This is a genomic window from Kocuria palustris, from assembly GCF_007666205.1.
Classification (GTDB): domain Bacteria; phylum Actinomycetota; class Actinomycetes; order Actinomycetales; family Micrococcaceae; genus Kocuria; species Kocuria palustris_A.
Genome location: NZ_VDOR01000001.1, coordinates 135,528 through 160,005, shown reverse-complemented (window position 1 = coordinate 160,005; position 24,478 = coordinate 135,528). Strand labels below are relative to the sequence as shown.

Genomic DNA, 24,478 nt, shown 5'->3' with positions numbered 1-24,478 from the left:
AGCGGATGCGCAGCTCATCATCGATCTGTGCGTGAGCTGGGGCCCTGGGCCATCGGCTCCTGAACCTCGCGCTGCGGGCGCAGACTGATCCAGGCGGCGGCGGCGATCGCGGCCAGCACCGGCAGAGTGGCCACCACTGCCTGCAGGCGGCTGTCCGGGTAGAAGTAGTAGTCAGCATTCAGATCGCCCAGCATGTGCGCGGCGATCAGCGCGGGGTTGTTGGCGAACAGGAACCACAGCGACGCGAACAGCGCCAGGGATATGGACCAGCCGACGGACGTGCGCTGGGCGGGGGCATGCGGGATGAGGGCCGCGGCCAGCGGCAGAACCCAGACCCAGTGATGCTCCCAGGAGATCGGCGAGATCAGCAGCATCACCATCGCGCCGATGCACACGGCCGAGAACAGGTCGTCGTGACGGGCGAGGCGACGGATGGCCAGGGCGCCGGCCACGATCAGCAGCAGGGACAGCACCAGCCACAGGGGGCGGACGGACCCGTCGGGAAACCCCCACTGATGCAGCGTTCCGGTCAGCGACTGGTTGGACAGGCGGGTGGCATCGCCCACTCTGTCGGTGGACCACAGCTGGTCGGTGAAGTAGGAGAACACCTGCCGGGGCAGGAACAGGGCGGCGAATACGACGGTGGCCGCGAACCCGGCAGCCATGCCCGCGATCGTCCGCCACTGCTGCAGAGCCAGCGGAACGAGGCCCATGGCGGCTGGCGTGATCTTCAGCCCGGCGGCAAGACCTGTCAGGAAGCCAGCGGCACGACGACGGGTGCTCTCGCGGCCGAGGTCGAAGAGGATCAGCACCGCGAGCAGCGTGTTGATCTGGCCGTAGAAGAACGTGTAGCGCACCGGGTAGAGGTGACTGGCGGCCAGGCAGCCCAGGGAGAACGCCACGAGAGTGGGAACCACCCGGACGCCGAACCACGAGCGGGAGAACGGCGCGAGGCGCAGGACCAGCCACACCAGAACGACCATCAGCAGCGAACCGCCGAGGCACATGAGGTGCCAAGCCTGTTCGAGGCTCAGGCCGCCCAGGGGAAAGAACAGCAGTGCGGCCGATGGCGGATAGGTGAAGGGCAGCTCGAACCTCCGCGTCTCCACCAGAGAGGGGGCATAGAGCTCATCGGTCGCCGGATTCAGGCCATGGAGCACCTGCGCAGCCCGCCAATAGACCTCCATGTCCAGCCCTGGGGTGCCCCAGTAGATGGCGGACATATAGGCGGCAAAGAGCACACCGATCACGGCGACTCCGGCGCGCATCGCCCACCGCGGAGCCTGGCGGGCTGAGGCGGCTGTGCTGACGTCTCGCCAGAGGGTGCTCGACATCGGTCTCCTCCGGAAGGCGCGGGCGCGGGGGTCGGCCCAGGGCATCGCCGCATGCCGCGACGACGGGGATAGCCTAGGGGCAACCGGATGATCATGGTCTCGCGGAGGGTTCTGCGCGGGGTCGCCCCACGCACCCGCCGCTCTCGAGACCTCGGAGGATCATGCCCTCAAGCACTGCAGCTCCTGACATCGGTGATCGGCGCACCGGATCTGAACCGAACTCAGGAATCATGCAGCGGCTGCCGCTGTGGCCTGTTGCCCTGGCAATGGTGCTGAGCTTCGGCACCGCGTTCTGGGGCATCACTCAGCCTGAGTTCTGGCACGACGAGGTCGCCACGATCTCGGCGGTGACTCGTCCGTTCCCCGAGCTTCTGCAGATGCTCCGCAATGTCGATGCGGTGCATGCCCTGTACTACGTGCTGATGCACCCGTGGGCGGCTGTCTTCGGGACGTCGGAGCTGGCCATGCGGACCCCCTCGGCCATCGCGATCACTCTGATGAGCGGCGTGCTCACCAGGCTCGCCATGAGATGGGCCGCCTCGGTGACGGGGGGGGGCAGCCGTGAGATCACAGGGGCCCTCACCGCAGTTCTCGCCGCGACGCTTCCCGGTCTGACATGGGCGGGGCAGGAGGCTCGTGGCTATGCCATGGGGATGCTGGCCTGCGTCGTAGCACTGTGGTGCTTCGAGAACTATCTGCGTGAGCACCGCAGCACGGTTCTGCTCGGCTTCGGAGTGGTCCAGATCCTGGCTGCAGGCTTCACCATGTACTCGCTCCTCGTGCTGCCGCTGTTCGTCCTGCGAGCTGTCCTCGCCGGGAGGACTCGCGCCCTGCCGACCCTGCTGGCCTCAGCGGTCGTTCTCGTGCCCGTCTCGCCGCTGGTCGCGCTGGCGTATTCGCAGAGCGGCCAGGTCGATTGGATCAATCGGGGCATACCCGAGATGCTGCAGCGAATGGCGGCCCAGTACTTCTTCAGCCCGGCGAACGCCGATGGCCATTGGGGAGGCATCGGGCACGCTCTGGCGCCGTGGCTGGCGCTGCTGAGCGCAGTGCTCGTGGTGATCGGACTGCGTCGTTCCCGGAACCGGGGACTGTCGTTCTGGCTCCTCGCCTATGTCGTCCTGCCCGCGGTCGCTCTCCTGGTCGCTCGCGCTGCGGGCATGCAGCTCTACACCGAGCGGTATCTGGCCTTCGCCGCCCCGGTCGTCGTCGCGCTGCTCGCATTGAGCCTGGCGACTCTCCCGTCTCGTGGGTTGAGCGTGGCATTGACCGGGGTGCTGGTGGCGGGGTTCATTCCCTCCCTGATCGGGCAGAACGAACAGGATGCCAAGATCGGTCACGAGTACCGCACTGCCGCGGAGTTCATGGGCGATCCCGAGTCGGTGATCTTCATGGAGGCTGTCGATCGGAGCCTTCTCTATGCGCATCCCCTGGGGCACTCCATCGAAGACCCCATGCTGGCGGAGGATCGGCTGTCCTCGGACACGCTCTGGGGCATCAACCGTGAGGGGTGGATGGCGTGGGAGGTGCCCGTGGACGGGCCCACGGCGGTTGTCTCCCATCACTCGAACAAGTACCACCAGACGGTCGTCGACACTCTGGAGGCCCGAGGCTGCTCGGAGACCGGCCGTGACGCGAGCACCCGGTTCAGCATCACCACTATGGACTGCCCCGCCTGACGTCGGAGTCCGAACTCCTTCGCCGGTCGTCTTCGATCGGGATCTCGCCGATCCCCAGGGTGCATGATCGCCAGGTTCGGCGACGGCTGCCGCCGATGAGGCATCGCAGGGAGCGCGTCGGCGTCGAAACCGCAGAAGAGCCGCATTCTCAAACCGCGGGGAATGCGACGACTGTGTCGAGACAGTGCATCGGTGCCTGCGGTTCGCAGGCCGGTCCATATGATCTCCGGGGTCGCCGGGCCCATCCGACCGCAGCGCCGCGACCCGAGAGAAAAATTCGTTCGCATTTTTCTCCAGGAGAGAGAATCCAGGTCGACCAAATTCGCAACCCCCGCCTTCGCTAGAACCTCTTGAATAGCTGTGGAAGTTTCAATAATTCTTGCTTGCTATGCCAGTCTGGCGAGGGTGACCTTATTGAACGCAGGGGTCACCTTGAATCAATGAAGGGAGCGATGAATTTTGATCGACGTATTTGGGATCTCTCTTCCGGCCATCGGCTGCATGTGAGGCGCGTCATCAACAAGGGGATCGCGCGTGGTGGTCCGCGGATCATGCTGCCTATGGGCGTGATGGGTGCTCTGGTAGCCGTGGCCGGGCTCTTCCAGACCATCCGCGGACTGCTGTAGTGCCGATCCGGAGGCGGCCCAGGCCGCTCTCGCGCCGCCCTGGTCGACGCCTGAGCACCAGCACCTAGACTTCCCGCGATGACCCCGACTGCTCCGCCGCCGAACCCCTCGCCGGATCCCGGCCGGGGCGACGGCAGGCCTCATCCCCTGGCGGGAGCGTCCCGGGCCGCGCGGCGGGCCGTGGCCCCCTTCGGCCATGCGGGCTACCCGCGGCTGGCTGCGGCCATGCTGGCCGTGGTGCTCGCCCAGGGGACATGGGCGCTGACCATCGTCTTCGAGGTCATGGCCCAGGGCGGCTCCCCGGTCGAGCTCTCCGTCGTGTCCGCCGCAGGTGCCATGGGCATGGTGATGTTCGCTCTGATCGGCGGCGTCGTGGCCGATCGCTTCCCACCGCACCTGGTCCTGCGCGCGGTGATGATGACATCCGCGGTCGTCACGACGGCCACCGCGATCCTGAGCGCCGCCGGTGTGCTCGGCGTGGGGCTGCTGGCCGCGGCGTCGTTCCTGGTCCTGGCGGGGGTGGGGATCTTCTACCCGTCGTACTCCGCTTCCCTCCCGCGGCTGCTGCCGGCCGAGGCCCTGCTGGCGGCCAACGGCCTGGAGGGCTCCGCGCGGCCCCTGCTGCAGACCGCCGCCGGGCCCGCGCTGGCGGGGCTGCTGGCCGCCGCCCTCTCGCCGACCGCGGGCTTCGCGGTGGTAGCGCTGTGCTACGCCGCGGCCGCGGTGATCCTCCTGGGGCTGCGGGTCCCGGCCCTGGCGCCGGAGCGGGTCGGCGAGCAGACCTCACGGATCCCGGAGGCGGATCCGGCGGGATCGGCAGGGCAGGCCCTCCGGCACGACGACGACGGTGAGACCGTCATCCGCTTCCCCGCAGACCCCGCGGAGGCCCCGTCGGGCGGGCTGCGCTCGATGCTCGCGGACATCATGGACGGGGTGTCCTATGTGCGGCGCACGGCCTGGCTGCTGGGCACCCTGATCTTCGCGGTGATCACCGTGTTCTGCTTCGTGGGCCCGCTCGAGGTGCTGCTGCCCTTCGTCGTCCGCGACTCCTTCGGCGGCGGAGCGGCCGAGGTCGGCCTGCTGCTGGGGGTCACCGGCGCGTCCTCGGCCGTCGGCGCGCTCGTGGTCTCCGGGCTGCCCCTGCCGCGGCGCTACCTGACCTGGATCATGGCCGCTTGGGGGTTCGGCACGCTGCCGCTGCTCTTCGTGGGCCTCACCCGGTCCTGGGCGGTCCTGGTGGCCATCATGATCGTGGTGGGCGCCACCGACGGCATCGGCCAGGTCCTGTGGGGGACCCTGCTCCAGCGTCGCGTGCCCGGTCGCATGCTCGGGCGCGTGTCCAGCCTGGACTTCTTCGTCTCGCTGCTGCTCATGCCGGTGTCGATGGCCGTCGTCGGCCCGCTGTCCGCGGTGGTCCCCGTGGCCCTGATCTTCGCGGCCGCCGCGATCGTGCCGGCGGTGATGGCCGTCGTCGTGTGGCTCGCCTTCCGGATGCCCCGCGACGAGATCGCCCACCCCCTGACGGGCTGAGCCGCACGGGCTGGGCGGACGGCTCAGCGAAGATCGAGGACCTGGCGCAGCTGCGCGAAGGCCTCGGGGACCACGCTGTAGTGCGCCCACCTGCCGCGCTGCTCGCGGGTCAGGAGCCCGGCCTCCACGAGCCGCTTCATGTGGTGGCTGACCGTGGGCTGGCTGATCCCGAGCGGCTCGGTGAGATCGCAGGCGCACACGGATTCGCAGCCCTGCGCGGCCACGTGGGAGAGCAGGCGAAGGCGCACGGGATCGGCCAGGGCCTTGAACATCTCCGCGGAGCGCTCGGCGTCGGCCCTGCTCAGCGGGCCGGCGGACAGCGAGCAGCAGGTGCCTGCCGCGACGGCGGCATTCGACTCGATCCGGGGGCTCTGCTCGGCTGCGACGGTGACCATGCCGTCATCATACATTGACGTCTGTCGATATGTCGTCGTAGCCTTCGCATCGATATCCGTCGATCCGAGAGGTGAGCACCGCGTGGCCACCAGCACCGCTCCGTCCCCGACCGAGCAGCCCGTCATGAAGGAGATGTCCTTCGCCGACCGCTGGCTGCCGGTGTGGATCCTGCTCGCGATGGCCCTGGGGCTGGCCCTGGGACGCCTGCTGCCGGGCCTGGACACCGCGCTGGAATCCGTGTCGGTCGCCGGCGTCTCCCTCCCGATCGCCCTGGGCCTGCTCGTGATGATGTACCCGGTGCTGGCCAAGGTCCGCTACGACGAGACGCGTCGCATCGCCGCGGACCCGCGCCTGAGGGGCACGTCGCTGGTGCTCAACTGGGTGGTCGGCCCCGCGCTGATGTTCGCGCTGGCCTGGCTGCTGCTGCCCGACCTGCCGGAGTACCGCACGGGGCTGATCATCGTGGGGCTGGCGCGCTGCATCGCCATGGTGCTGATCTGGAACGACCTGGCCTGCGGCGACCGCGAGGCCGCGGCCGTCCTGGTGGCGATCAACTCGGTCTTCCAGGTCATCGCGTTCGGCGCCCTGGGCTGGTTCTACCTCCAGGTCCTGCCGTCGTGGCTGGGCCTGCCGACGACGTCCGTCGAGTTCTCGGTCGGGGCGATCGTGCTCAGCGTCCTGGTGTTCCTGGGGATCCCACTGATCGCCGGGTTCCTGACCCGGGTGCTGGGGGAGCGTGCCAAGGGCCGGCAGTGGTACGAGGAGACGTTCCTGCCCCGCCTCAGCCCCTGGGCCATGCGCGGGCTCCTGTTCACCATCGTGCTGCTCTTCGCGCTGCAGGGGGAGGCCATCACCACCAGCCCGTGGGACGTCGCGCGCATCGCGCTGCCGCTGCTGGCCTACTTCGTGCTGATGTTCGCCCTGGCGCTGGTGGTCTCCAAGACCGTCGGCCTGGACTACGCCCGCTCCACGACGGTGGCCTTCACCGCGGCCGGCAACAACTTCGAGCTGGCCATCGCGGTCTCGATCGGCACCTTCGGCGTGACCTCCGGACAGGCGCTGGCCGGGGTCGTGGGCCCGCTGATCGAGGTGCCGGTGCTCGTGGGGCTCGTCTACGTCTCGCTGTGGGCCGCGCCCAGGCTGTTCCCCGGCGACCCCACGGTCCCCGGACGCGCCGGGTCCGTCGCCCGCTGACGCGCGGCCCGTTCCGATCCGTCCCCGTCGACCCAGGGAGACCCCGATGACCGACGACACCCGCCCCGAGATCCTGTTCGTCTGCGTGCGCAACGGCGGCAAGTCCCAGATGGCCGCCGCCCTGATGGAGCACCGCGCCGCCGGCGCCGTGCGCGTCAGCTCCGCCGGCACCGAGCCCGGCAGCGCGCTCAACGCGCAGTCCGTCGAGGCCGTCGCCGAGCTCGGGGCGGACATGTCCCAGGGGCGGCCGCGTCCGATCGACCCCGAGCTGCTGCGCCGGGCCGATCGCGTGATCGTGCTGGGCACCGAGGCCCGGCTCGACACCGAGGCGGAGCTCGCAGGGCGGCTGGAGACGTGGGAGACCGACGAGCCCTCTGCGCGCGGGATCGTGGGCCTCGAGCGGATGCGCCTGATCCGCGACGACATCGACGCCCGCGTCCGTCGCCTGCTCGAGGAGCTGGCGGGGCCGGCGGCAGCGCCGGAAGCGGGGGAGCCGACGCTCGCGCCGGGAGATGCCTCCTCGAGGGAGCTCTTGCCCGTCGTCGTGATCGGGGCCGGACCGGTCGGGCTGGCAGCGGCGGCCCACCTGCTCGAGCGCGGCCTCAACCCGCTGGTCCTCGAGGCGGGCGATCAGGTCGGGGCATCCATCCGCCGCTGGGGGCACGTGAGACTGTTCTCTCCGTGGCGCTACTCCATCGACGAGGCCGCCCGCCGGCTCCTGGAGCCCGGCGGCTGGCAGGCGCCCGACCCCGAGCGGCTGGCGACAGGTATCGAGCTGGTCGAGGAGTACCTCGTGCCTCTGGGGACGGCCCTGGGAGACCGTCTGCGCACGGGTACGAGGGCCCTGGCGGTCTCGCGAGCGGGCATGGACCGCACGCGCTCGGCGAACCGGGAGCGGACGCCGTTCCTGGTACGGGTCCGCCGACCGGGCGGCGAGATCGAGGACCTGCAGGCCAGAGCCGTCCTGGACGCCTCCGGAACCTTCGAGACCCCCAACCCCCTGGGCCAGGGCGGGCTCGAAGCGCCCGGTGAAGCCCGGGCCCGAGCTGAGGGAAGGATCTGCGCTGCGCTGCCCGACGTTCTCGGCACCGACCGAGAGCGGTTCGCGGGCCGCCGCGTCGTCGTCGTGGGTGCCGGACACTCCGCCGCCGGAGCGCTGACGGATCTCGCCGAGCTGGCACGCAGCGCGCCGGGGACCCGGATCATCTGGGCGATCCGCTCCGCAGACGCACACCGTGTCTATGGAGGTGCCGAGCGAGACGAGCTCCAGGCCCGCGGCGCCCTGGGGGCGCGGCTGAGGGGGCTCGTGGATTCCGGGGCGATCGAGCTGCGCACCTCCTTTCCGATCACCCGGGTGGACTCCCATGCCCGGGGGCTGACCGTCGTCGGCGGGCCGGAGGGCGACCAGCAGGTGGAGGCGGACGTGCTGATCCCGGCCACCGGATTCCGGCCCGAGCTGGGGATGCTGCGCGAGGTGCGTCTGGATCTGGACCCGGCGGTCGAGGCGCCCCGGAAGCTGGGGCCCTTGATCGATGCCGAGTTCCACTCCTGCGGGTCGGTCGAGCCCCACGGGCAGCGCGTCCTGGCCCATCCGGAGCCGGATTTCTACCTGGTCGGCATGAAGAGCTACGGACGGGCGCCGACCTTCCTCATGGTCACGGGCTATGAGCAGGTCCGCTCCATCGCCGCATCCCTGGCCGGCGACCAGCAGGCCGCCGACGACCTCCACCTGGTCCTGCCCGAGACCGGCGTCTGCTCCACCGATCTCACCGGACCGGCGGCGGGTGGCGCGGGGGCCTGCTGCGGCTGAGGGCCCCGAGGCTGCACCGGCGGCCCGGCCCGCGGTGCGGGCGTTCCCGCGAGACGACGGAGGGGCTCGGCGAGATCCCGCCGAGCCCCTCCGTCGTCGTTTCCTGCCGCTCGGAAGCCGAGCCGCAGCTCAGTTCTGCATGTCCTCCAGCTCGACGCCCTTGGTCTCGCGCACCGCCTTGGCGGTGAAGATCAGGGACACGACGGCGAAGAACGCGTACAGGCCGTAGGCCAGCACCAGGGAGGCCTCCGAGAGGATCGGGAAGGTCGCGGTGACGGCCCAGTTGGCCAGCCACTGCACCAGGCCCGCGATGGCCAGGGCGGCGCCGCGGATGCGGTTGGGGAACATCTCGCCCAGCAGGACCCACATGACCGGGCCCCAGGAGACGCCGAAGAACACGACGTACAGGTTGGCGGCGACCAGCGCGATCGGGCCGGCGGTGTCGCCCAGCACGGGGCCGGCGTCGGTGATCGTGGCCGTCGAGAACACGACGGCCATGGTCCCCAGGGTCAGGGCCATGCCGGCCGAGCCGATCATCAGCAGCTTCTTGCGCCCGATCCGGTCCACCAGGGCGATCGCCACCAGGGTCACGACCACGTTGGTCACCGAGGTGATCGTGGAGATCGTGAAGGCGTCGGACTCCTGGAAGCCCACGGACTGCCACAGCTGGTTGGAGTAGTAGAAGATCACGTTGATGCCGACCAGCTGCTGCAGCGCGGCCAGGCCCAGGCCCACCCACACGATCGGCTTGAGGCCGGCGACGGACCCGCGCAGATCGGAGAAGCGCGGCTTGCGCTCCGAGTCCAGGGTGCGGTCGATGATGCCGAGGCGGTGCTCCGCGGGCCCCTGGCCCTGCAGGTGCGTCATGATCCGCAGCGCCTCGTCGCGGCGGCCCTGGCCCACGAGCCAGCGCGGGGACTCGGGGATCAGGAAGGCGCCCACGAGGTACAGCACGGCCGGGACGGCGCAGACCAGGAACATGAGCCGCCAGGCGTCCATGCCGCCCAGGACATGCGCGTCCGCGGAGCCCGCGACGCCCACGATGATGCGGTTGATGATCTGGGAGGCGAAGATGCCGGTCACGATGCCCAGCTGCTGCAGCGAGCCCAGGCGCCCGCGGACGTCGGCGGGAGCGACCTCGGCGATGTACGCCGGGGCGATGATCGAGGCGACGCCCACGCCGAGGCCGCCGACCACGCGCCAGAAGACCAGCCATGCGAAGCCTGCGGTGTCAGCGCCGAAGAACGGGTCCCAGGCGCAGAAGACGGCCGAGACGAGGAACAGGATCGCGGCGATGCGCATGACCCTGACGCGGCCGATGCTGTCGGCCAGGCGGCCTCCGAAGAACGCGCCGACGGCCGCGCCGAGCAGGGCCGAGGCGACGGCCGAGCCCAGGGCCCCGGGGGAGACGCCGAAGTACTCCTGCATGGCGCTGGTGGCGCCGTTGATCACGGCGGAGTCGTAGCCGAACAGGAAGCCGCCCATGGCGGCCACCAGGCTGATCCGCAGGACCGCGCCCATGTTCGCCGTCTGCCCGCCCAGGGACATCGGCGAGGTGTAGGTGGACAATCTCAGCTCCTTCGCTGTGCCCGTGCCCGTGGTCGACGAGCCGGAGGTGGCGCGCGGGCAGGCCCGCCGCGCCGTCGCCTGCGGCTGGGCAAGGAGGATCGCCCATGATGAACCGGAGGTGAACAGTGGGCACAGGGTAGGTCCGGGCAGGGGCGATGTCCATCGGGCGCCGCCGTCGCAGATCGACGGCGGAGCGCGCCGCCGATCGGCGACGCGCTCCGGGGGCGCTGCGGGGCCGCGGGCGGCGGGCCCGCAGGTCAGCCGGCGGGGGCGGCCTGCTCCAGGGCGGTCGCGGCGAGCGCCCGCTCCTCGGGGGTCGCGACGACGAAGGCGGCCTTCGTGGTCACGAGCGTCGGGACGGTCGAGTTCCCGTCGTTGATCTCGGCGACGTAGTCCTTCGCGGCATCGTCCTGCCAGATGTCGACCCACAGGGCGCGGTCGCCGATCTCGCCCAGCGAGTCGTCGAGGGCCGCGCAGAATCCGCAGCCGGGGCGCCAGTAGACGACGGCGCCGCCGTCGGCGATGTGCTGCAGCGCGGCGGGCTGATCGGCGCTGGGGCGGTTCTCGAGGGTCATCCGGCGTGCTCCTCCTGGTGCTGACGGGCGATGACGCGACGGTCATCGGATCGTGATGTGGGGATCTGATGCTTCAGCGCCCCGGACGTCCTGGTTGTTCCCGTGAACATGACAGGACCTGTGGGAACGGAGAAAATTCCCTGCGCATTTTTGTTCCCCCGCGCTGTGTCTGCCGGGTCACGCGCGTCGTGATGCCAGAATCGAAGAATGTCTATCCCGGCGCAGTCTTCTTCCCCCTCGCCGGACCGGACCACCTGGCGCCTGCCGCAGCTGGAGCACTGGATCATCGTCCCGCTGATCGTCGTCCTGGCGATCGGAGCCCTCGGACGGATCGTGAGCCTCACGCCTGAGATCGGCGCCATGGAGTCCCAGGTCCTCGCGGCCCTCGAGCCCGCCCGATCCGGCCTCACCCTGGCCGTCGCGGGCTTCGTCCACGGCATCTTCGGCGCGCCGTGGGTCTACGGCATCATCGCCGCGCTGACCGCCTGGCTGGCCGTCGTCAAGCGCGCCGGACGCGATGCCGCCGGGTTCGCGGTGACCTCCGTGGTGATGGTCGTGGTCGCGAGCACCGCGCAGCAGTTCATCGGCCGCCCGGCCCCCGGAATGGGCGACGGGGTGCTGACCGCTGAGGTCGGCTCCTCCCTGCCCTCGGCTCCCGTGTGCGCCGCGATCGGGATCACGCTCGCCTTCCTGGTCGCCTCGCGCCGCCACCTCCCCGGCATGCCGATCCTGGCCATCGGCGGCGGGCTCAGCCTCCTGGTGGCGCTGTCGGCCCTGCTGACCTCCTCGGCCTACGTGCTCGACGTCGTGCTGGCCCTGCCGGTGGCCTGGGCCGGCGTCGTGCTGGGCTGCGGTCTGGCCAACCGGATCGTCCCGGCGCTGGCCGATCGCCTCGGCTGGGGCGCCCCGCGCGCCGATCGCAAGCTCGCCCACCGCGAAGCCCCGCGCTACAGCGACGTCGAGACCGCCTACGCGCGCTCCGGGGCCCGCGGCGCGACCGCCGTCTCCGCGCCCCGTGATCTCGACGACGGCCCCGACACCGAGGAGCTGCCCGTCATCCGCGAGGACGACGCCGCAGCCTGATCGCCGCGCTGTCCGAAGGGCGCATCTCCCCGCGGGAGATGCGCCCTTCGTCGTGCCGCGGCGCGCTGCCCGCTCCCCCGGTCCCGGCGGCCGGCTGCGGAGGGTCGGTCCTGGCGACCCGCGCCTGCGGGAAGTCCCCGGTCCCGGCGACCGGGACGGCGGAGGGGCCCGTCGAGCGAGTCGACGGGCCCCTCGCGGTCACCGCATCCCCGCCGCGGGCGGGGCGATGATCACCGCTGCGGGCGATCGTGGGTCGAGCGATGCTCTCCGCGGATGTCGTGGCCGTGCGGCTCCTCGCCGAGATGGGCGATGGCCTGGGTGTCCTCGAAGCCCATGGGCTCGTGCTTCACGAAGCGCTTGTAGGCCCAGTTGAGCGCCGAGAGCAGCAGGCCGATGCCCAGCAGGACGGCCGCGATCTGGTACTCGATCGGGTCCTGGGCCCACGGGCCGATGAGGAACAGCGTGGTGGCCGCGCCGACGAACGGGATGAACGTCGGGGCCCGGAAGTACCCGGTGCCCTCGCGGGACCGGTCGCGGCGCAGCACGATCACGGAGACGTTGACCACGGCGAAGACGCCGAGCAGGAGCAGGGCGGTCGTGCCGCCGAGCGCGGCGGCGGTCTCCTTGGCCATGAGCTGGCCGACCACGAGGATCAGCGCGGCGGCCAGCAGGGTGGTGAAGACCACCGAGGCCCACGGCACGGAGTGCTTGGTGCTGACCTTGGACAGGAAGCCCGGCAGCACGCCCTGGGCAGCCATGCCGTAGAGCAGGCGCGAGGCCATGAGCATGTTGATCAGCGCGGTGTTGGCCACCGCGAAGATCGTCAGGAACGGGTAGATCGCCCCGATCGGAATACCCGGGGCGCCGGCGTTGACGACCTCGAGCAGCGGGGTCGTGGACTCGCCCAGCACGCCGATCGGCACGACGGCCACGGCCAGGATGGAGACCAGGACGTAGACCGCGCCGGTGATGCACAGGCCGATCAGCATGATCCGCGGAAAGGTCCGCTGCGGGTCCTTGGTCTCCTCGACCATGTTGACCGAGTCCTCGAAGCCCACGAAGGAGAAGAAGGCCAGCGAGGTGACGGAGGTCAGCACCAGGAACAGGGACTTGTCCTCCGGCGTCTCGAAGATCATGGTCCGCGAGAAGTCCGCGTTGCCCTGCGTGACCGCCCACAGGCCGATGAGGATCACGATCGCCAGGCCGCTGAGCTCGATGCAGGTCAGCACCACGTTCAGCATCAGGGACTCCTTGACGCTGCGCAGATTGATGATCATGAGCAGGAACATGAAGCCCACGGCCATGAGGGTCACGGCGGTGATGGGCGGGTCCTCCCAGCCGAAGCCGGCCACGAGGTTCGAGGCCACGGTGCGCGCGGCCGTCGACGCGGAGGTCAGGCCCGAGGCCAGCACCGCGAAGGTGACCATGAACGTCAGCAGGCCGATGCCGAAGGCCTTGTGGGTGTAGAGGGCGGCGCCCGAGGCGCCGGGGTACTTGGTCACCATCTCCAGGTAGGAGAAGGCGGTGACCGTGGCGACGAAGAACGCCAGCAGGATCGGGGCCCAGGCCGCGCCGCCGATCTCGCCGGCGATCGTTCCGGTCAGGGCGTAGACGCCCGTGCCCAGGATGTCGCCGACGATGAACAGCAGCAGCAGGCCGGGGCCCATGACCTTGGCCAGGTCTCCGCTCTCGATGGGCGGGGCGCCGTCTGTGGAGGTGCCGCGCGGGTCGGACGGCGCGCTCTCGCGCGAGTTGGTGCTCACTGGATGTCTCCCGGGGACAGTGGCGGAGGGGTCTGCCGGGGGCAGGTGGTGCGCTGCTCACGGCATCACAGGAAGCTGTGATGGACCCCACAGGGTGCGCCCACTGTACGACCGCCGCGTCGCGGATGCGGCACATCCGCCGTGTCCGCGCAGGAGATGCCGCGCGACGACGGGAGCGCGGGCTCAGCCGAGCTGCGCGGCGGTCCGGCCCACTCGCCCGTCCTCCCTGCCCAGCGCGGTGATCTGCTCGAGCTCCTCCTCGCCCAGGACGATGTCCAGCGCGCCCCAGTTCTCCCGGATGTGCTCGGGTGTGACGGATGTGGGGACGACGACGTCGCCGATCGCCAGGTGCCAGGCCAGGACGGTCTGAGCGGGGGTGGCCCCGATCTCCTCGGCGATCCCGACGATGACGGGGTCCTCGAGCAGCTGCTCGCCCCGGCTCAGGGGGGACCGGGCCTCGGTGAGGATCCCGTGGGCGGCGGCCGCCGCCCGCATCTCGATCTGCGGGAACCAGGGATGCAGCTCGATCTGATGGACCATCGGCATGACGCCCGTGTCCACGGCCTCCTGGAGCATCCCGGCGGGGACGTCGGCGACGCCGACGGACCGGGCCAGCCCCGAGTCCCGGATCTCGCCCATCGCCCTCCAGGCCGCCGGCCGGTCGTCGGCCTGCGGACCCGGTCGGCGCAGGAGGCACAGGTCGACGTGGTCCGTGCCGAGCCGCTCGAGCGCGGCATCGCAGGCGGCCATCACGTCATCGCGCCCGCGGGCCCCCTCCGGGAGCTCGGCCGCGAGGAAGAGGTCCTCCCGGGGCAGACCGGAGGCCGCGACCGCCCGGGCCACGGCCTGCTCGCCGCCGTGCAGCGCAGCGGCGTCGATGTGGCGGTACCCGGTCTCCAGGGCGGCCTCGACGGCTCTCTGGACATCACCGGGGTCCATGGTCCGGGTGCCCACGCCCAGCTGCGGGATCGTGCGCTCGTCGAGCATGGTCAGTCGGGGTGCTGTCATGGATCTCCTCTGCGGGGATGCGGGACGGGGCTCGAGCTCAGGCTCGGCCCGGGCTGCGGCGGGCGGCGGAGAGCATGAGCGGCAGCGCCGTCCCCGACGGGAGCTGGACGCTGTGATCGGCGTAGGAGGAGAAGCCGGTCGGCTCCGGATTGATCTCCACGACCGGGACGCCGAGCCCCAGGGCCGTCAGCGGCAGGGAGGCGGCCGGCTGCACGAGTCCCGACGTCCCGACCACGAGCACCAGCTCTGCCGCGGCCATCGCGGACTCGGCCTCGTCGAAGGCGCCCTCGGGCAGGGCCTCGCCGAACCACGTGACGTCCGGGCGGATGGGCCCGTCGCACTCCAGGCACTCGGGCGGGGCCTCGGGCTGCGGCTCCTCCAGGGGCGGCTCCCCGAGGCGCAGGTCGGCGACCTGCCACTGATCGGCCGGGCGCCCGCACTGCGAGCATCGGAACGAGTAGAGGGAGCCGTGCAGGTGCGAGACCGACGAGGACCCGCCCCGCTCGTGCAGGTCGTCGATGTTCTGCGTGGCGATCGAGACCTCGGCGTACTCGCTCCAGGAGGCCAGCGCACGGTGCCCGGGATTCGGGGCGCACTGGCGGACATATCGCGCTCGCTGCATATACCAGGCCCACACGAGCTCGGGATCGGCCTCCCACGCCTCGGGGGTGGCCAGCTCCTGCGGGGAGTACCGGGCCCACAGGCCGGTCTCCGGGGCGCGGAACGTGGGCACGCCGGACTCCGCGGAGATCCCCGCGCCGGAGAGCACGGCGACCTTGGAGGCCGAGCGGCACAGGTCGAGCACGTCCGGGCCGATCGCCCGGAGCTGGTCGTTGAGCCGGCCGGCGCGCTGCGTCAGGGACTCCTCCGGCTCCTGGGCCTTCTGGTTCTCGCTCATGTCCTCCACGGTAGGCGCTCATCGGCTGGGCCTCTGCTGGGAGAGTCGCTCACCACATCCGCGCAGGCAGGTCCCCCTGATCTGCCTGTGATGGAATGGACCCATGAAGTTCGACTTCCGACGCCTCACTCCCGCCGTCCTGACCTCGCTGGGCCTGGTCCTCCTGGCCCTGCTGTTCGCGAGCTTCGGCTGGTTCGTCCTCGCCTGGGTGCTCGGCCTGGCCGGCATCGCACTGAACATCACGGCCGTGGCGGTCACCGAGATCGACGACCGGCCCGCCGACCGCCCCGGCGACGGCACCCGCCGCGTGTCGGCCCGCCCCGGCGACGCCGATCGCTCCGCGCGCGAGCGCATGGCGCTGCGCGACGCCGCCGCCCCCGATGCGGAGATCGAGGCCGACGCCGTCCGCGATGCCGACGGGCAGCCGGTCGAGAGCACGCGCGCCGCCGTCCCCGCCCCGCGCGACGGCAAGCCCGGCAAGGGCGACAAGTCGGCGTACTCCCGCGCCGGCTCCACCGCGGTGCCCGGCTCCGCGCGCCCGTCGGGCTCCTCGGCGGCCGGCGCCCGGGAGTGACCCGGGCGGGCGGGCGCCGGGCGGCTGAGCCGCGGCCCCGCTCCGGCTGAGCCGGGTCCGCCGCGCCGCCGCACGACGGGAGGGCCGGGACATCGAGTCCCGGCCCTCCCGTCGTCGTGATCCGGTGCGATGCGGTGCGGGGCAGGCAGTCAGTCCCGGCTGGGGATCATGTCCGAGCCGCGGTCCCCGGACTCGTTCCGGGCCTCTGCCTGGGGCCCGGCCTCGCCGAGCCTGCGGTAGTGCCGGTTGCGCACGGACAGCAGCGTGCCGCCCAGGATCGCGGCGAGCACCGAGCCGGTCAGGATGCCGACCTTCGCGGTGGCGTCCAGCTCCGAGCCGGAGCCGAACGAGAGCTCGCTGATCAGCAGCGAGACCGTGAAGCCGATGCCGCCGAGCAGCGCGAGCCCGAGCACGTCGATCCACTGGATGTCCGGATCCAGGTTGAACCGCCTGATCCGCGTGACCAGGAACGTGGTGCCGGTGATGCCCAGCGCCTTGCCGATCACCAGGCCCGCGATCACGCCCAGGGCGGTGGCCGAGGTCCAGGCCTCGGTCAGTCCGCTCCATCCGCCCACGAACACGCCGGCGGAGAAGAACGCGAAGATCGGCACGCACAGTGCCGCCGAGAACGGGCGGACGCGGTGCTCCAGGTGGGAGGCCAGGCCTGCCGCCCCGGTGCCGTCGCCCTGCTTCCGGGACGGGTGCACCGGGACCATGAAGGCCAGCACCACCCCGGCGATCGTCGCGTGGACGCCCGAGTTGTAGAACAGTGCCCACGTGATCGCGCCGAGCGGGAACAGCACGAGCCAGGACGTCCACGCCTTCTCGGAGAACGTCCGCTGGCCCTTCCTGGCCAGCACGGCGAAGACCGCGATCGGCACGATCGCAGCGCCCAGGTGCCCCAGGCTCAGATCCGACGTGTAGAACACCGCGATGATCGTGATGGCGATCAGGTCGTCGACGACGGCCAGCGTCAGCAGGAACGTGCGCATGGCCAGCGGCAGGTGCGAGCCGACGATGGCCAGGACGGCGGTCGCGAAGGCGATGTCGGTCGCGGTGGGCACGGCCCAGCCGCCGAGCGCCTCGCCGCCTCCCGCGGAGACGATGGCCGCGAAGATCAGAGCCGGCAGGATCACGCCGCCCGCGGCCGCGGCGATCGGCACGGCCGCCTTGCCGGGATTGCGCAGCTCGCCGTCCACGAACTCCTGCTTGAGCTCCAGGCCCACCAGGAAGAAGAACACGGCCAGCAGGCCGTCCGCGGCCCAGTGGCTCACGCTCAGGTCCAGGCTCAGCAGCGGGCTGTCCGGATCGCCCAGCACGGGGCCGAAGTGGAAGTCGCTGACCGACTCGTAGAGATCGCGCAGCACGGGCGCGTTCGCGGCGATCAGCGCCAGGACGGTCGCGATCAGCAGCAGGACGCCGGCGACCGGCTCCGAGCGCAGCAGTCGGCCGAGGCCGCTCTCGGAGGGAGTGTCGGCGGCGCCGTAGGTCGGCTTGTCGGGGGCGTCGCCCTGGGGGGCGTCGGCGGTCGTTGCGGGCGGTGTCATCGAGCTCCTGTGGGGTTCGTCCCGCAGCAGCGCGTCCTCGCCGGACGACGACCGGGAAGGAGTCGCTTCGGAGGGTGGGGACGGCCTGCGTGCGGGCACTGCTGTGTGCATTCCGCTCTCGCGGGCCGACCAGACTTCCCGGCTCACCAGCGGCCACCGTAGCAAAGGGCGCGGGGCGACCCCAGGCAGCAGGGTCTAGTCTGCCGACATGACCGTGCATCTCCCGCAGCCGCACGACGGCGGCGCCCCCGCGGACCCTCCGTTCCAGGGCCGAGGGATCGTGCGCAGCCTCAACATCGGCGCCGAGCGCGAGAACCCGGCGCCGCGCCGCGTGTCGACGGGGATCTTCAAGGAGCCCGTCGACGGCCCCGTGGCGATCGCCGATCCCGGGCCCAGGGATCCGTCCGCCGCGGTCGCCTCCGGGGCGGCGGGCGACTTCGTGGGCGATCGGGCGCACCACGGAGGCCGGTTCCAGGCCCTCTACGCGTTCGACCGGGCCGAGCTGGACCGGTGGGAGCGCGAGCTGGACCGGGCGATCGACGACGGCATGTTCGGCGAGAACCTCACGCTCGAGGGCGTGGCCGTGGACGACGCCGTGATCGGCGAGGTCTGGGAGATCGGAACGGCCCGGCTGCGCGTGACCGAGCCGCGCATCCCGTGCGGCACCTTCGCCGGGGTGATGCAGGAGCAGGGCTGGATCCGCCGCTTCACGCAGCGGGCGCGCTCCGGGGCGTACCTGGCCGTCGAGAGCGCCGGCGAGATCCGGCGCGGCGACGAGGTGCGGGTGGCCTCCCGGCCCGGGCACGGAGTGACGGTCGCCGAGGCGTTCCGGGCGCGGACGCTCGAACGGGAACTCGTGCCCCGGGTGCTCGAGGCCGGGGAGGACCTCAGCCCCAAGCTGCTCGATCGGCTCCAGGCCCTCGCCGACGGCGCGGATCCGCAGCTGCCGAGCTGAGGTGACCCGTCCGAGGTGCCGGGGCGCGCCTCGCCCCTGATGCCGCCCGCCCCGCTCCCGGCCGACGCGCCCCCGCCCGACGCGCCCCGCGAGTGGCCGAATCCTCACCCCTCCCGACGCGAGTGGCCGAATCCTCACCCCTCCCGAGGCGAGTGGCCGCTTCTTCACCGTTTCGTCGTGGAATCGGTGAAGAAGCGGCCAATGGATCGTCGTGCGGTGAGAGTTCGGCCGGTCGCTCGCGGCGCGGTGAAGGTTCGGCCGGTCGCCAGACGCCGGACGGTGCGGGAGGCCTCGCTGTTGCCGGGCGGGGCCTCAGCCGTTGAGCGCGGCGGCGCGATACAGGCGCTCGACGGCCTCGGGGCTGAGGCTGCTGTCGACGGCCGCGGTGGCCTCGGGGTCGCGCAGCAGATAGCGCACGGGGCCGTGCTGTCCCCGCTCCAGGCGCAGGGCGTCGATCGTGGCGTAGCGCTGCGTGAGCTCGGCCGTGAACGGCTTGCCCCGCGCCGGCGTCACCGCCAGGGTCAGCCGGGCCTCGATCGACGAGAGGTCGTCGCCGTCCTCCGGGGACGGCTCCGCCTCCTCCGGCGCTCCCGCCGCCGTCGCCCCCGACGGCTGCGAGGCATCCGCCGCCGTCACGGGCTCGTCGACGCCGGCCCGCGTGCGGTTGTCGTCGAGGTGCTCCGCCCGCCCGGCCCCCTCCGCGGGACCCGTCTCCTCGGCCGGGTCGACGGGGTCGTCGGAAGACATGCCGTTCTCGGCCTCCGACTCGAGGTGCAGATCGCGGATGATGCCGATGCCGTAGCCGACCGAGCCGGTGGCCGCACGGCCCAGGACCTCACGGGCCTGGCCCATGACGGCGCGCAGGCGTCCGATCCAGATGATCGCCGCGACGATCAGCACGACCGCGAGCAGCGCGAACCAGATCCAGGAGCCGTCGCGCATCCACTGCAGCAGCAGGATCACCGCGGCGACGGCCGCCAGGAACGGCACGAGCACGATCAGCACATTGCCCTTCACGCCGCCGATCTCCTGCAGCGCCTGCGGGTCCGAGCGGATCTCGTCCATCATCTGGCGGTCGAAGGCGCGCGCGTCGGTCCCATCCTGCGCGGACAGCGGCACGGGCCAGGTTCCCTGATCATCCATGCCGTCCATCCTGGCAGAGGAGAGGGGGAGGGCGGGCCTCGCGAGGGGCGTCAGCTCATCTCGATCGAGCGCTTGGACAGCCCGATCTTGAAGCCCTCGATCCGGGTGCGGACCTCCTCGTCGGGGGAGGATGCCGCGCCCAGGGTGATGAACAGGGGCGTGAAGTGCTCGACCGTGGGGTGGGCGTGCGGCATGCCCGGGGCTTGCGTGCGGAAGTCGGCCAGCGCGTCCACGCGGCCGGCGTCGAGCATCTCCGCGGCCCACAGGTCGAAGTCCGTGGACCAGCTCTCGGCGCTGCCGTCATCGGCGCGCAGCAGCTGGACGGCCGGGCGGCCGTGGGTCATGAAGCCGGAGCCGACGACCAGGTAGCCCTCGGCGCGCAGCTCCCGCAGGCGCCGGCCCAGATCCATCAGCCGATCCGGCTCGTGCGTGGGCATGGACACCTGCAGGGCCGGGACGTCGGCCAGCGGGTACATGGCGCGCAGGGGGACCCAGGCGCCGTGGTCGAGTCCGCGCAAGCGGTGCTGGTAGAGCGGCTCGTCGTCCGGCATGGTGCGGGCGATGCGCAGGCCCAGCTCGGTGGCGTCCGGGGTCGCGTACTGCAGGCGGTAGAAGCGGTCCTCGAAACCCCCGAAGTCGTAGACCAGAGGGGTTCCGGCCGCCGGGGCGGTGATCATGGTGGGCGCCTGCTCCCAGTGGGCCGAGACGATGACGATGCCCTTGGGCTTGGGCAGGGACACGGCCCACTCGAAGAGCTCCGACATCCACAGCTGGTCGTCGAGCAGGCCGGGGAAGCCGTGGCCGATGTAGAAGGCGGGCAGCGGTGCGTCGCCCTCCTGCCAGCGGCGCTGCGCGGCGCTGCGGGGCACCGCGGTGAGGTCGTGGCGGTCCAGGGCGACCATTCCCGGGGCGGTTCCGGCGGAGGTGGGCTGAGCAGACATGGGGGACTCCGTTCGAGAAGCGGCAAGCCGTCTGGCTGTTGCGTCGGAAAGTATTCTTACCAGTTTTGCGTGATGCGTCAAGTATGTGAGATGCACAGTAGGGTGATGACTATGCACGAGACGGAGTGGCTCACCGACGATGAGCGCGAGGCCTGGCTGTCCCTGGTCGCCCTGATGTTCAAGATGCCCGGCATCGTGGAGCGGCAGCTCATCGAGGACGAGGGGCTCAGCCTCGCGGAGTACCTGGTCCTGGCGATGCTCTCGGAGGCCCCCGACCGCAGCCACCGCATGTCGGACCTGGCGGCCGCGACCTACACCGGCCAGTCCCGCCTCTCCCGCATCGTCGCCCGGCTGGAGCGCCACGGCTTCGTGCGGCGCAGCGCCAACGAGCAGGATCGCCGCGTGGTGGTGGCCACCCTCACGGAGGAGGGCTGGCAGAAGATCCGGCAGGGCGCGCCGCGGCATGTGGCGCACGTGCGGGAGATCATCTTCGACCGCCTGAGCTCCGGTCAGGTCGACCAGATCGCAGAGATCGGCCACGCGCTGACGGAGGCGGCCGAGCCCCGGCGCGTGTGAGACGGGCCCGGGGCGCCCAGGGCCGCGCGGGTCGGCCCCGACGTGCCCGGGGGGGGCGACGACCGCTCCCGCTCATCCGGCCGGGCGTCCACCCGCCCCTGTTCGCCCTGTGAGGAGTCGGGCCCCGGCGCGCCGGTCGCCGCCGGGACGGGCCTACTCTTGGCGCAATGAGCATGCACGACTCCGCCCGGACCCTGATGTACAGCGCCCGGCGCTCCGACCAGGCCAAGGGCTCGCGCATCTCCCGGGAGACCGTCGGCCGCGTGCTGCGCTTCGCGCGACCGCACTCCAGGATGCTGCTCGCGTTCGTGCTGACGTCGGTGGTCGTGGCCGTGCTGGGCGTGATCACGCCGGTGCTGGCCGGGCGGGTGGTCAATGCGATCACCGGCAGCGGCGCGGTGGACGTCGTGGTGCGGCTGGCCCTGCTGATCGCGCTGGTCGCGCTGCTGGATGCCGCGTTCGGCATCCTCAACCGCTGGCTGTCGTCGAGCATCGGCGAGGGCCTGATCCTCGACCTGCGCACCGCGGTCTACGACCACGTCCAGACGCTGCCGGTGGCCTTCTTCACCCGCACGCGCACCGGCGCGCTGATCTCGCGGCTGAACAACGACGTCCTCGGGGCTCAGCGGGCGTTCTCGAACACCCTCTCCGGCGTGGTCTCGAACCTGGTCTCGCTGATCCTCACGGTCGGGGTGATGGTCTCGATCTCGTGGCAGGTCACCCTGCTGTCGGTCCTGCTGCTGCCCATCTTCCTGATCCCGGCCCGGCTCATGGGCGGGCGCCTGGCCGCGCTGCAGCGCGAGGCCGCCCAGCACAACGCCTCGATGTCGACGCAGATGACCGAGCGCTTCTCGGCCGGCGGCGCGACCCTCATCAAGCTCTTCGGCCGTCCGCAGTCCGAGTCCGACGAGTTCGCCCGCCGCGCCGGCCGCGTGCGCACGATCGGCATCCGGGTGGCCATGCTCCAGGCCACCTTCGTCACCGCCCTGACGCTGGTCTCTGCCCTGGCGCTGGCGCTCGTCTACGGCGTGGGCGGCGTGCAGGCCATCCTGGGCAACCTCGACGCCGGGCAGGTCGTCACCCTGGCCATGCTCCTGACCCGGCTCTACACGCCGCTGACCATGCTGGCCAACGCCCGGCTGGACATCATGAGCGCGCTCGTGAGCTTCGAGCGGGTCTTCGAGATCCTCGACCTCCCGCCGCTGATCCGCGAGCGCGAGACCACGACCCCGCTGCCCGACGGCCCCGTGGCGGTCGAGTTCGACGACGTGCGCTTCACCTACCCCACGGCGCAGGAGACGTCGCTGGCCTCGCTCGAGGACGTCACGACCCTCGACTCCCGGGCCGGCGAGGAGGTGCTGCACGGCGTCGGCTTCACGGTCGAGCACGGGCAGACGGTCGCACTCGTCGGGTCCTCGGGCGCCGGCAAGTCCACGATCGCCTCCCTGGTGCCGCGGCTCTACGACGCCACGTCGGGCGCCGTGCGGATCGGCGGCGTCGACGTGCGCGATGCGGCGTTCTCGGACCTCCAGGGAGCCGTCGGGATGGTCACCCAGGACGGCCATCTCTTCCACGAGACGATCCGGCAGAACCTCGCGCTCGCCGCACCCGACGCCGATGACGAGCAGATGTGGTCGGCGCTGGCGCGCGCCCGCATGGACCACGTGGTCCGCGAGCTCGGCGACGGGCTCGACACGATGATCGGCGAGCGCGGCTACCGGCTCTCGGGCGGCGAGCGGCAGCGGCTGACCATCGCGCGCCTGCTGCTGGCGGCACCGCGGGTCGTGATCCTCGACGAGGCCACCTCCGCGCTGGACTCCACGAGCGAGGCCCACGTCCAGGCCGCGCTCGACGAGGCCATGGCCGATCGCACCGCGCTGGTGATCGCGCACCGCCTGTCGACCATCCGCAAGGCGGATCGCATCCTGGTGATCGAGGCCGGGCGCGTGGTCGAGCAGGGCCCGCACGAGCAGCTCCTGGCCGCCGGCGGGCGCTATGCGGAGCTCTACGAGACGCAGTTCGCCGACCAGGAGTGACCGAGCGGCCGTTTCCTCACCCCTCTTGCCGCCCCATCCGGATCTCTCTGCCCGCGAGCGGCCGCTTCCTCACCCCTCTTGCCGCGACCGGCCGCTTTCTCACCGTTTCAGCGTCGAAACGGTGGAAAGTCGGCCACTCGCGGGGGGAAGGGTGAGGAAGCGGCCACTCGCGCAGGGAACGGTGAGGAATCGGCCGCTCGCGCGAGGGGGGGGCAGGGGAGGGAGCGTCGACGGCGGCAGGCGGGCGTCAGTGGGCCGTGCGGCCGCGGGCCTTCTGCGCGAGCGTCACCACGGCGACGAGGATCGCGCCCCAGATCAGCCCGAGCACCGCCGAGAAGAAGGTGTTCACGATCCAGGAGACCGCTGCCTGGAGCACCGGCACGGCGTGGGCCGCGGCCTCGCCCGCGTGGTGCACGAAGCCGTAGAGGGTGTGCCAGCCGAACTCGTCGAGCCCCACCAGGATGATGTGGCCGCCCACCCAGAGCATGGCCACGGTGCCGACCACCGAGATGACCTGCAGGATCCGCGGCATGGCCTTGACCATGGAGCGCCCGATCGTCTGCAGGGCACCGGAGCGGGTGGCCGCGAGCTTGAGCCCGGCGTCGTCCATGCGGATCAGCAGGGCGACGACGCCGTAGACGACGCCGGTGATCAGCACCGCCACGATCGCCAGGATGATCGCGCGCGCCAGGAAGCCCTCGGAGGCGACCTCGTTGAGCGAGATGACCATGATCTCGGCCGAGAGGATGAGGTCGGTGCGCACGGCCCCGGCGACCATCCTGTCCTCGGCCGACTTGCCGTCGGCGTCGTCCTGCTGGTCGACCGCGGGCTCCTCGTGCGTGTGCCCGGCCAGCGCGCTCCAGATCTTCTCGGCACCCTCGAAGCACAGGTAGGACCCGCCGAGCATGAGGATCGGCGTGAGCGCCCAGGGCGCGAACTGGCTGAGCAGCAGCGCGATCGGCAGGATGATCAGCAGCTTGTTGCGCAGCGAGCCCTTGGTGATCCGCCAGATGATCGGCAGCTCGCGGGAGGCCTCGACGTCCTTGACGTACTGCGGGGTCACGGCGGTGTCGTCGACCACCACGCCGGCGGCCTTCACGGAGGCGCGGCCGGCCGCGGCGCCGATGTCGTCGACGGAGGCGGCGGTCACCCGGGCGATCGCCGCGACGTCGTCGAGCAGTGCGATCAGCCCGCCGCTCATCGCGCGGCTCCGATCCGGAGGCTCGCGCGGGGGGCGATCG

Annotated in this window: 20 protein-coding genes and 1 pseudogene; 10 read left to right on the top strand and 11 right to left on the bottom strand. The window is 71.4% G+C overall.

Going from position 1 to position 24,478, the window contains the following annotated elements; genetic code table 11:
* Window positions 1–17: 17 nt before the first annotated feature.
* Entirely contained in the window at window positions 18–1,334 is a 1,317-nt protein-coding gene (locus tag FSY66_RS00705; protein WP_186304331.1) for a glycosyltransferase 87 family protein, read from the bottom strand.
* 230 nt (window positions 1,335–1,564) lie between these two features.
* Between FSY66_RS00705 and FSY66_RS00700 the strand changes: the two genes are divergently transcribed.
* Window positions 1,565–3,013: a glycosyltransferase family 39 protein gene (locus FSY66_RS00700; protein ID WP_144790289.1), complete on the top strand. Its 1,449-nt coding sequence runs from the start codon at window positions 1,565–1,567 to the stop codon at window positions 3,011–3,013.
* A gap of 704 nt (window positions 3,014–3,717) precedes the next feature.
* Window positions 3,718–5,169 carry an MFS transporter gene (locus FSY66_RS00695; RefSeq protein ID WP_144790288.1) on the top strand — a complete coding sequence of 484 codons (1,452 nt, stop codon included), beginning with the start codon at window positions 3,718–3,720 and terminating at the stop codon, window positions 5,167–5,169.
* Between the two features lie 23 nt (window positions 5,170–5,192).
* On the opposite strand, the gene FSY66_RS00690 is transcribed toward FSY66_RS00695, so the two are convergent.
* Window positions 5,193–5,564 carry an ArsR/SmtB family transcription factor gene (locus tag FSY66_RS00690; RefSeq protein ID WP_144790287.1) on the bottom strand — a complete coding sequence of 124 codons (372 nt, stop codon included), beginning with the start codon at window positions 5,562–5,564 and terminating at the stop codon, window positions 5,193–5,195.
* A 124-nt stretch (window positions 5,565–5,688) separates the two neighbouring features.
* Between FSY66_RS00690 and arsB the strand changes: the two genes are divergently transcribed.
* The 3 genes and pseudogenes from arsB (at window position 5,689) to FSY66_RS00680 (ending at window position 8,569) form a co-directional block, all read left to right on the top strand.
* Window positions 5,689–6,759 (top strand): ACR3 family arsenite efflux transporter, encoded by a 1,071-nt coding sequence (arsB, locus tag FSY66_RS00685; protein ID WP_144790782.1) that lies wholly within the window; start codon window positions 5,689–5,691, stop codon window positions 6,757–6,759.
* Window positions 6,760–6,805: 46 nt separating this feature from the next.
* Window positions 6,806–7,195, top strand: a pseudogene (locus FSY66_RS12725) (arsenate-mycothiol transferase ArsC); the annotation flags it as partial.
* A 96-nt stretch (window positions 7,196–7,291) separates the two neighbouring features.
* Window positions 7,292–8,569 (top strand): FAD-dependent oxidoreductase, encoded by a 1,278-nt coding sequence (locus tag FSY66_RS00680; RefSeq protein WP_396350868.1) that lies wholly within the window; start codon window positions 7,292–7,294, stop codon window positions 8,567–8,569.
* A 129-nt stretch (window positions 8,570–8,698) separates the two neighbouring features.
* On the opposite strand, the gene FSY66_RS00675 is transcribed toward FSY66_RS00680, so the two are convergent.
* Both FSY66_RS00675 and FSY66_RS00670 read right to left on the bottom strand, forming a co-directional pair.
* Window positions 8,699–10,117, bottom strand: coding sequence for a sugar porter family MFS transporter (locus FSY66_RS00675; RefSeq protein WP_144790778.1), 1,419 nt, complete (start codon window positions 10,115–10,117; stop codon window positions 8,699–8,701).
* Between the two features lie 278 nt (window positions 10,118–10,395).
* Window positions 10,396–10,713: a glutaredoxin domain-containing protein gene (locus FSY66_RS00670; RefSeq protein ID WP_144790285.1), complete on the bottom strand. Its 318-nt coding sequence runs from the start codon at window positions 10,711–10,713 to the stop codon at window positions 10,396–10,398.
* A 207-nt stretch (window positions 10,714–10,920) separates the two neighbouring features.
* Between FSY66_RS00670 and FSY66_RS00665 the strand changes: the two genes are divergently transcribed.
* Complete coding sequence (locus tag FSY66_RS00665) at window positions 10,921–11,796, top strand: hypothetical protein (protein WP_144790284.1); 876 nt, start codon at window positions 10,921–10,923, stop codon at window positions 11,794–11,796.
* Window positions 11,797–12,026: 230 nt separating this feature from the next.
* On the opposite strand, the gene FSY66_RS00660 is transcribed toward FSY66_RS00665, so the two are convergent.
* The 3 genes from FSY66_RS00660 to FSY66_RS00650 all read right to left on the bottom strand — a co-directional run bounded on the left by FSY66_RS00660 (window position 12,027) and on the right by FSY66_RS00650 (window position 15,465).
* Complete coding sequence (locus FSY66_RS00660; protein WP_144790283.1) at window positions 12,027–13,559, bottom strand: APC family permease; 1,533 nt, start codon at window positions 13,557–13,559, stop codon at window positions 12,027–12,029.
* A 183-nt stretch (window positions 13,560–13,742) separates the two neighbouring features.
* Window positions 13,743–14,567 carry an aldo/keto reductase gene (locus tag FSY66_RS00655; protein ID WP_144790281.1) on the bottom strand — a complete coding sequence of 275 codons (825 nt, stop codon included), beginning with the start codon at window positions 14,565–14,567 and terminating at the stop codon, window positions 13,743–13,745.
* Between the two features lie 37 nt (window positions 14,568–14,604).
* Window positions 14,605–15,465, bottom strand: a complete 861-nt coding sequence (locus tag FSY66_RS00650; RefSeq protein ID WP_144790279.1) for an SIR2 family NAD-dependent protein deacylase — start codon at window positions 15,463–15,465, stop codon at window positions 14,605–14,607.
* Window positions 15,466–15,568: 103 nt separating this feature from the next.
* Between FSY66_RS00650 and FSY66_RS00645 the strand changes: the two genes are divergently transcribed.
* Complete coding sequence (locus FSY66_RS00645) at window positions 15,569–16,039, top strand: hypothetical protein (protein WP_144790277.1); 471 nt, start codon at window positions 15,569–15,571, stop codon at window positions 16,037–16,039.
* A gap of 149 nt (window positions 16,040–16,188) precedes the next feature.
* On the opposite strand, the gene nhaA is transcribed toward FSY66_RS00645, so the two are convergent.
* Window positions 16,189–17,586 carry a Na+/H+ antiporter NhaA gene (gene nhaA / locus FSY66_RS00640; protein WP_144790275.1) on the bottom strand — a complete coding sequence of 466 codons (1,398 nt, stop codon included), beginning with the start codon at window positions 17,584–17,586 and terminating at the stop codon, window positions 16,189–16,191.
* Window positions 17,587–17,794: 208 nt separating this feature from the next.
* Between nhaA and FSY66_RS00635 the strand changes: the two genes are divergently transcribed.
* Complete coding sequence (locus FSY66_RS00635) at window positions 17,795–18,541, top strand: MOSC domain-containing protein (protein WP_144790272.1); 747 nt, start codon at window positions 17,795–17,797, stop codon at window positions 18,539–18,541.
* A 312-nt stretch (window positions 18,542–18,853) separates the two neighbouring features.
* Here the strand turns inward: FSY66_RS00635 and FSY66_RS00630 are convergent, their stop codons facing one another.
* Together FSY66_RS00630 and FSY66_RS00625 are read right to left on the bottom strand one after the other, a co-directional pair.
* Window positions 18,854–19,684, bottom strand: coding sequence for a hypothetical protein (locus FSY66_RS00630; protein WP_144790269.1), 831 nt, complete (start codon window positions 19,682–19,684; stop codon window positions 18,854–18,856).
* A 50-nt stretch (window positions 19,685–19,734) separates the two neighbouring features.
* A complete protein-coding gene (locus FSY66_RS00625) occupies window positions 19,735–20,625 on the bottom strand; it encodes a dioxygenase family protein (protein WP_144790267.1) in 891 nt (296 codons plus the stop codon).
* Between the two features lie 105 nt (window positions 20,626–20,730).
* On the opposite strand from FSY66_RS00625, the gene FSY66_RS00620 reads away from it, so the two are divergent.
* Complete coding sequence (locus tag FSY66_RS00620; RefSeq protein WP_260853275.1) at window positions 20,731–21,201, top strand: MarR family winged helix-turn-helix transcriptional regulator; 471 nt, start codon at window positions 20,731–20,733, stop codon at window positions 21,199–21,201.
* Window positions 21,202–21,368: 167 nt separating this feature from the next.
* Entirely contained in the window at window positions 21,369–23,237 is a 1,869-nt protein-coding gene (locus FSY66_RS00615; RefSeq protein ID WP_144790265.1) for an ABC transporter ATP-binding protein, read from the top strand.
* A gap of 247 nt (window positions 23,238–23,484) precedes the next feature.
* Here FSY66_RS00615 and FSY66_RS00610 read toward each other — a convergent pair whose 3' ends face one another.
* A complete protein-coding gene (locus tag FSY66_RS00610) occupies window positions 23,485–24,438 on the bottom strand; it encodes a DUF808 domain-containing protein (RefSeq protein WP_144790263.1) in 954 nt (317 codons plus the stop codon).
* Window positions 24,439–24,478: the final 40 nt, after the last annotated feature.

Bases quoted from the DNA above. Each gene is read 5' to 3' on its own strand.
- FSY66_RS00705 (WP_186304331.1), bottom strand. From the start codon at position 1,334: ATGTCGAGCACCCTCTGGCGAGACGTCAGCACAGCCGCCTCAGCCCGC.
- FSY66_RS00700 (WP_144790289.1), top strand. From the start codon at position 1,565: ATGCAGCGGCTGCCGCTGTGGCCTGTTGCCCTGGCAATGGTGCTGAGC.
- FSY66_RS00695 (WP_144790288.1), top strand. From the start codon at position 3,718: ATGACCCCGACTGCTCCGCCGCCGAACCCCTCGCCGGATCCCGGCCGG.
- FSY66_RS00690 (WP_144790287.1), bottom strand. From the start codon at position 5,564: ATGGTCACCGTCGCAGCCGAGCAGAGCCCCCGGATCGAGTCGAATGCC.
- arsB (WP_144790782.1), top strand. From the start codon at position 5,689: ATGAAGGAGATGTCCTTCGCCGACCGCTGGCTGCCGGTGTGGATCCTG.
- FSY66_RS00675 (WP_144790778.1), bottom strand. From the start codon at position 10,117: ATGTCCCTGGGCGGGCAGACGGCGAACATGGGCGCGGTCCTGCGGATC.
- FSY66_RS00670 (WP_144790285.1), bottom strand. From the start codon at position 10,713: ATGACCCTCGAGAACCGCCCCAGCGCCGATCAGCCCGCCGCGCTGCAG.
- FSY66_RS00665 (WP_144790284.1), top strand. From the start codon at position 10,921: ATGTCTATCCCGGCGCAGTCTTCTTCCCCCTCGCCGGACCGGACCACC.
- FSY66_RS00655 (WP_144790281.1), bottom strand. From the start codon at position 14,567: ATGACAGCACCCCGACTGACCATGCTCGACGAGCGCACGATCCCGCAG.
- FSY66_RS00650 (WP_144790279.1), bottom strand. From the start codon at position 15,465: ATGAGCGAGAACCAGAAGGCCCAGGAGCCGGAGGAGTCCCTGACGCAG.
- FSY66_RS00645 (WP_144790277.1), top strand. From the start codon at position 15,569: ATGAAGTTCGACTTCCGACGCCTCACTCCCGCCGTCCTGACCTCGCTG.
- nhaA (WP_144790275.1), bottom strand. From the start codon at position 17,586: ATGACACCGCCCGCAACGACCGCCGACGCCCCCCAGGGCGACGCCCCC.
- FSY66_RS00635 (WP_144790272.1), top strand. From the start codon at position 17,795: ATGACCGTGCATCTCCCGCAGCCGCACGACGGCGGCGCCCCCGCGGAC.
- FSY66_RS00630 (WP_144790269.1), bottom strand. From the start codon at position 19,684: ATGGATGATCAGGGAACCTGGCCCGTGCCGCTGTCCGCGCAGGATGGG.
- FSY66_RS00625 (WP_144790267.1), bottom strand. From the start codon at position 20,625: ATGTCTGCTCAGCCCACCTCCGCCGGAACCGCCCCGGGAATGGTCGCC.
- FSY66_RS00620 (WP_260853275.1), top strand. From the start codon at position 20,731: ATGACTATGCACGAGACGGAGTGGCTCACCGACGATGAGCGCGAGGCC.
- FSY66_RS00615 (WP_144790265.1), top strand. From the start codon at position 21,369: ATGAGCATGCACGACTCCGCCCGGACCCTGATGTACAGCGCCCGGCGC.
- FSY66_RS00610 (WP_144790263.1), bottom strand. From the start codon at position 24,438: ATGAGCGGCGGGCTGATCGCACTGCTCGACGACGTCGCGGCGATCGCC.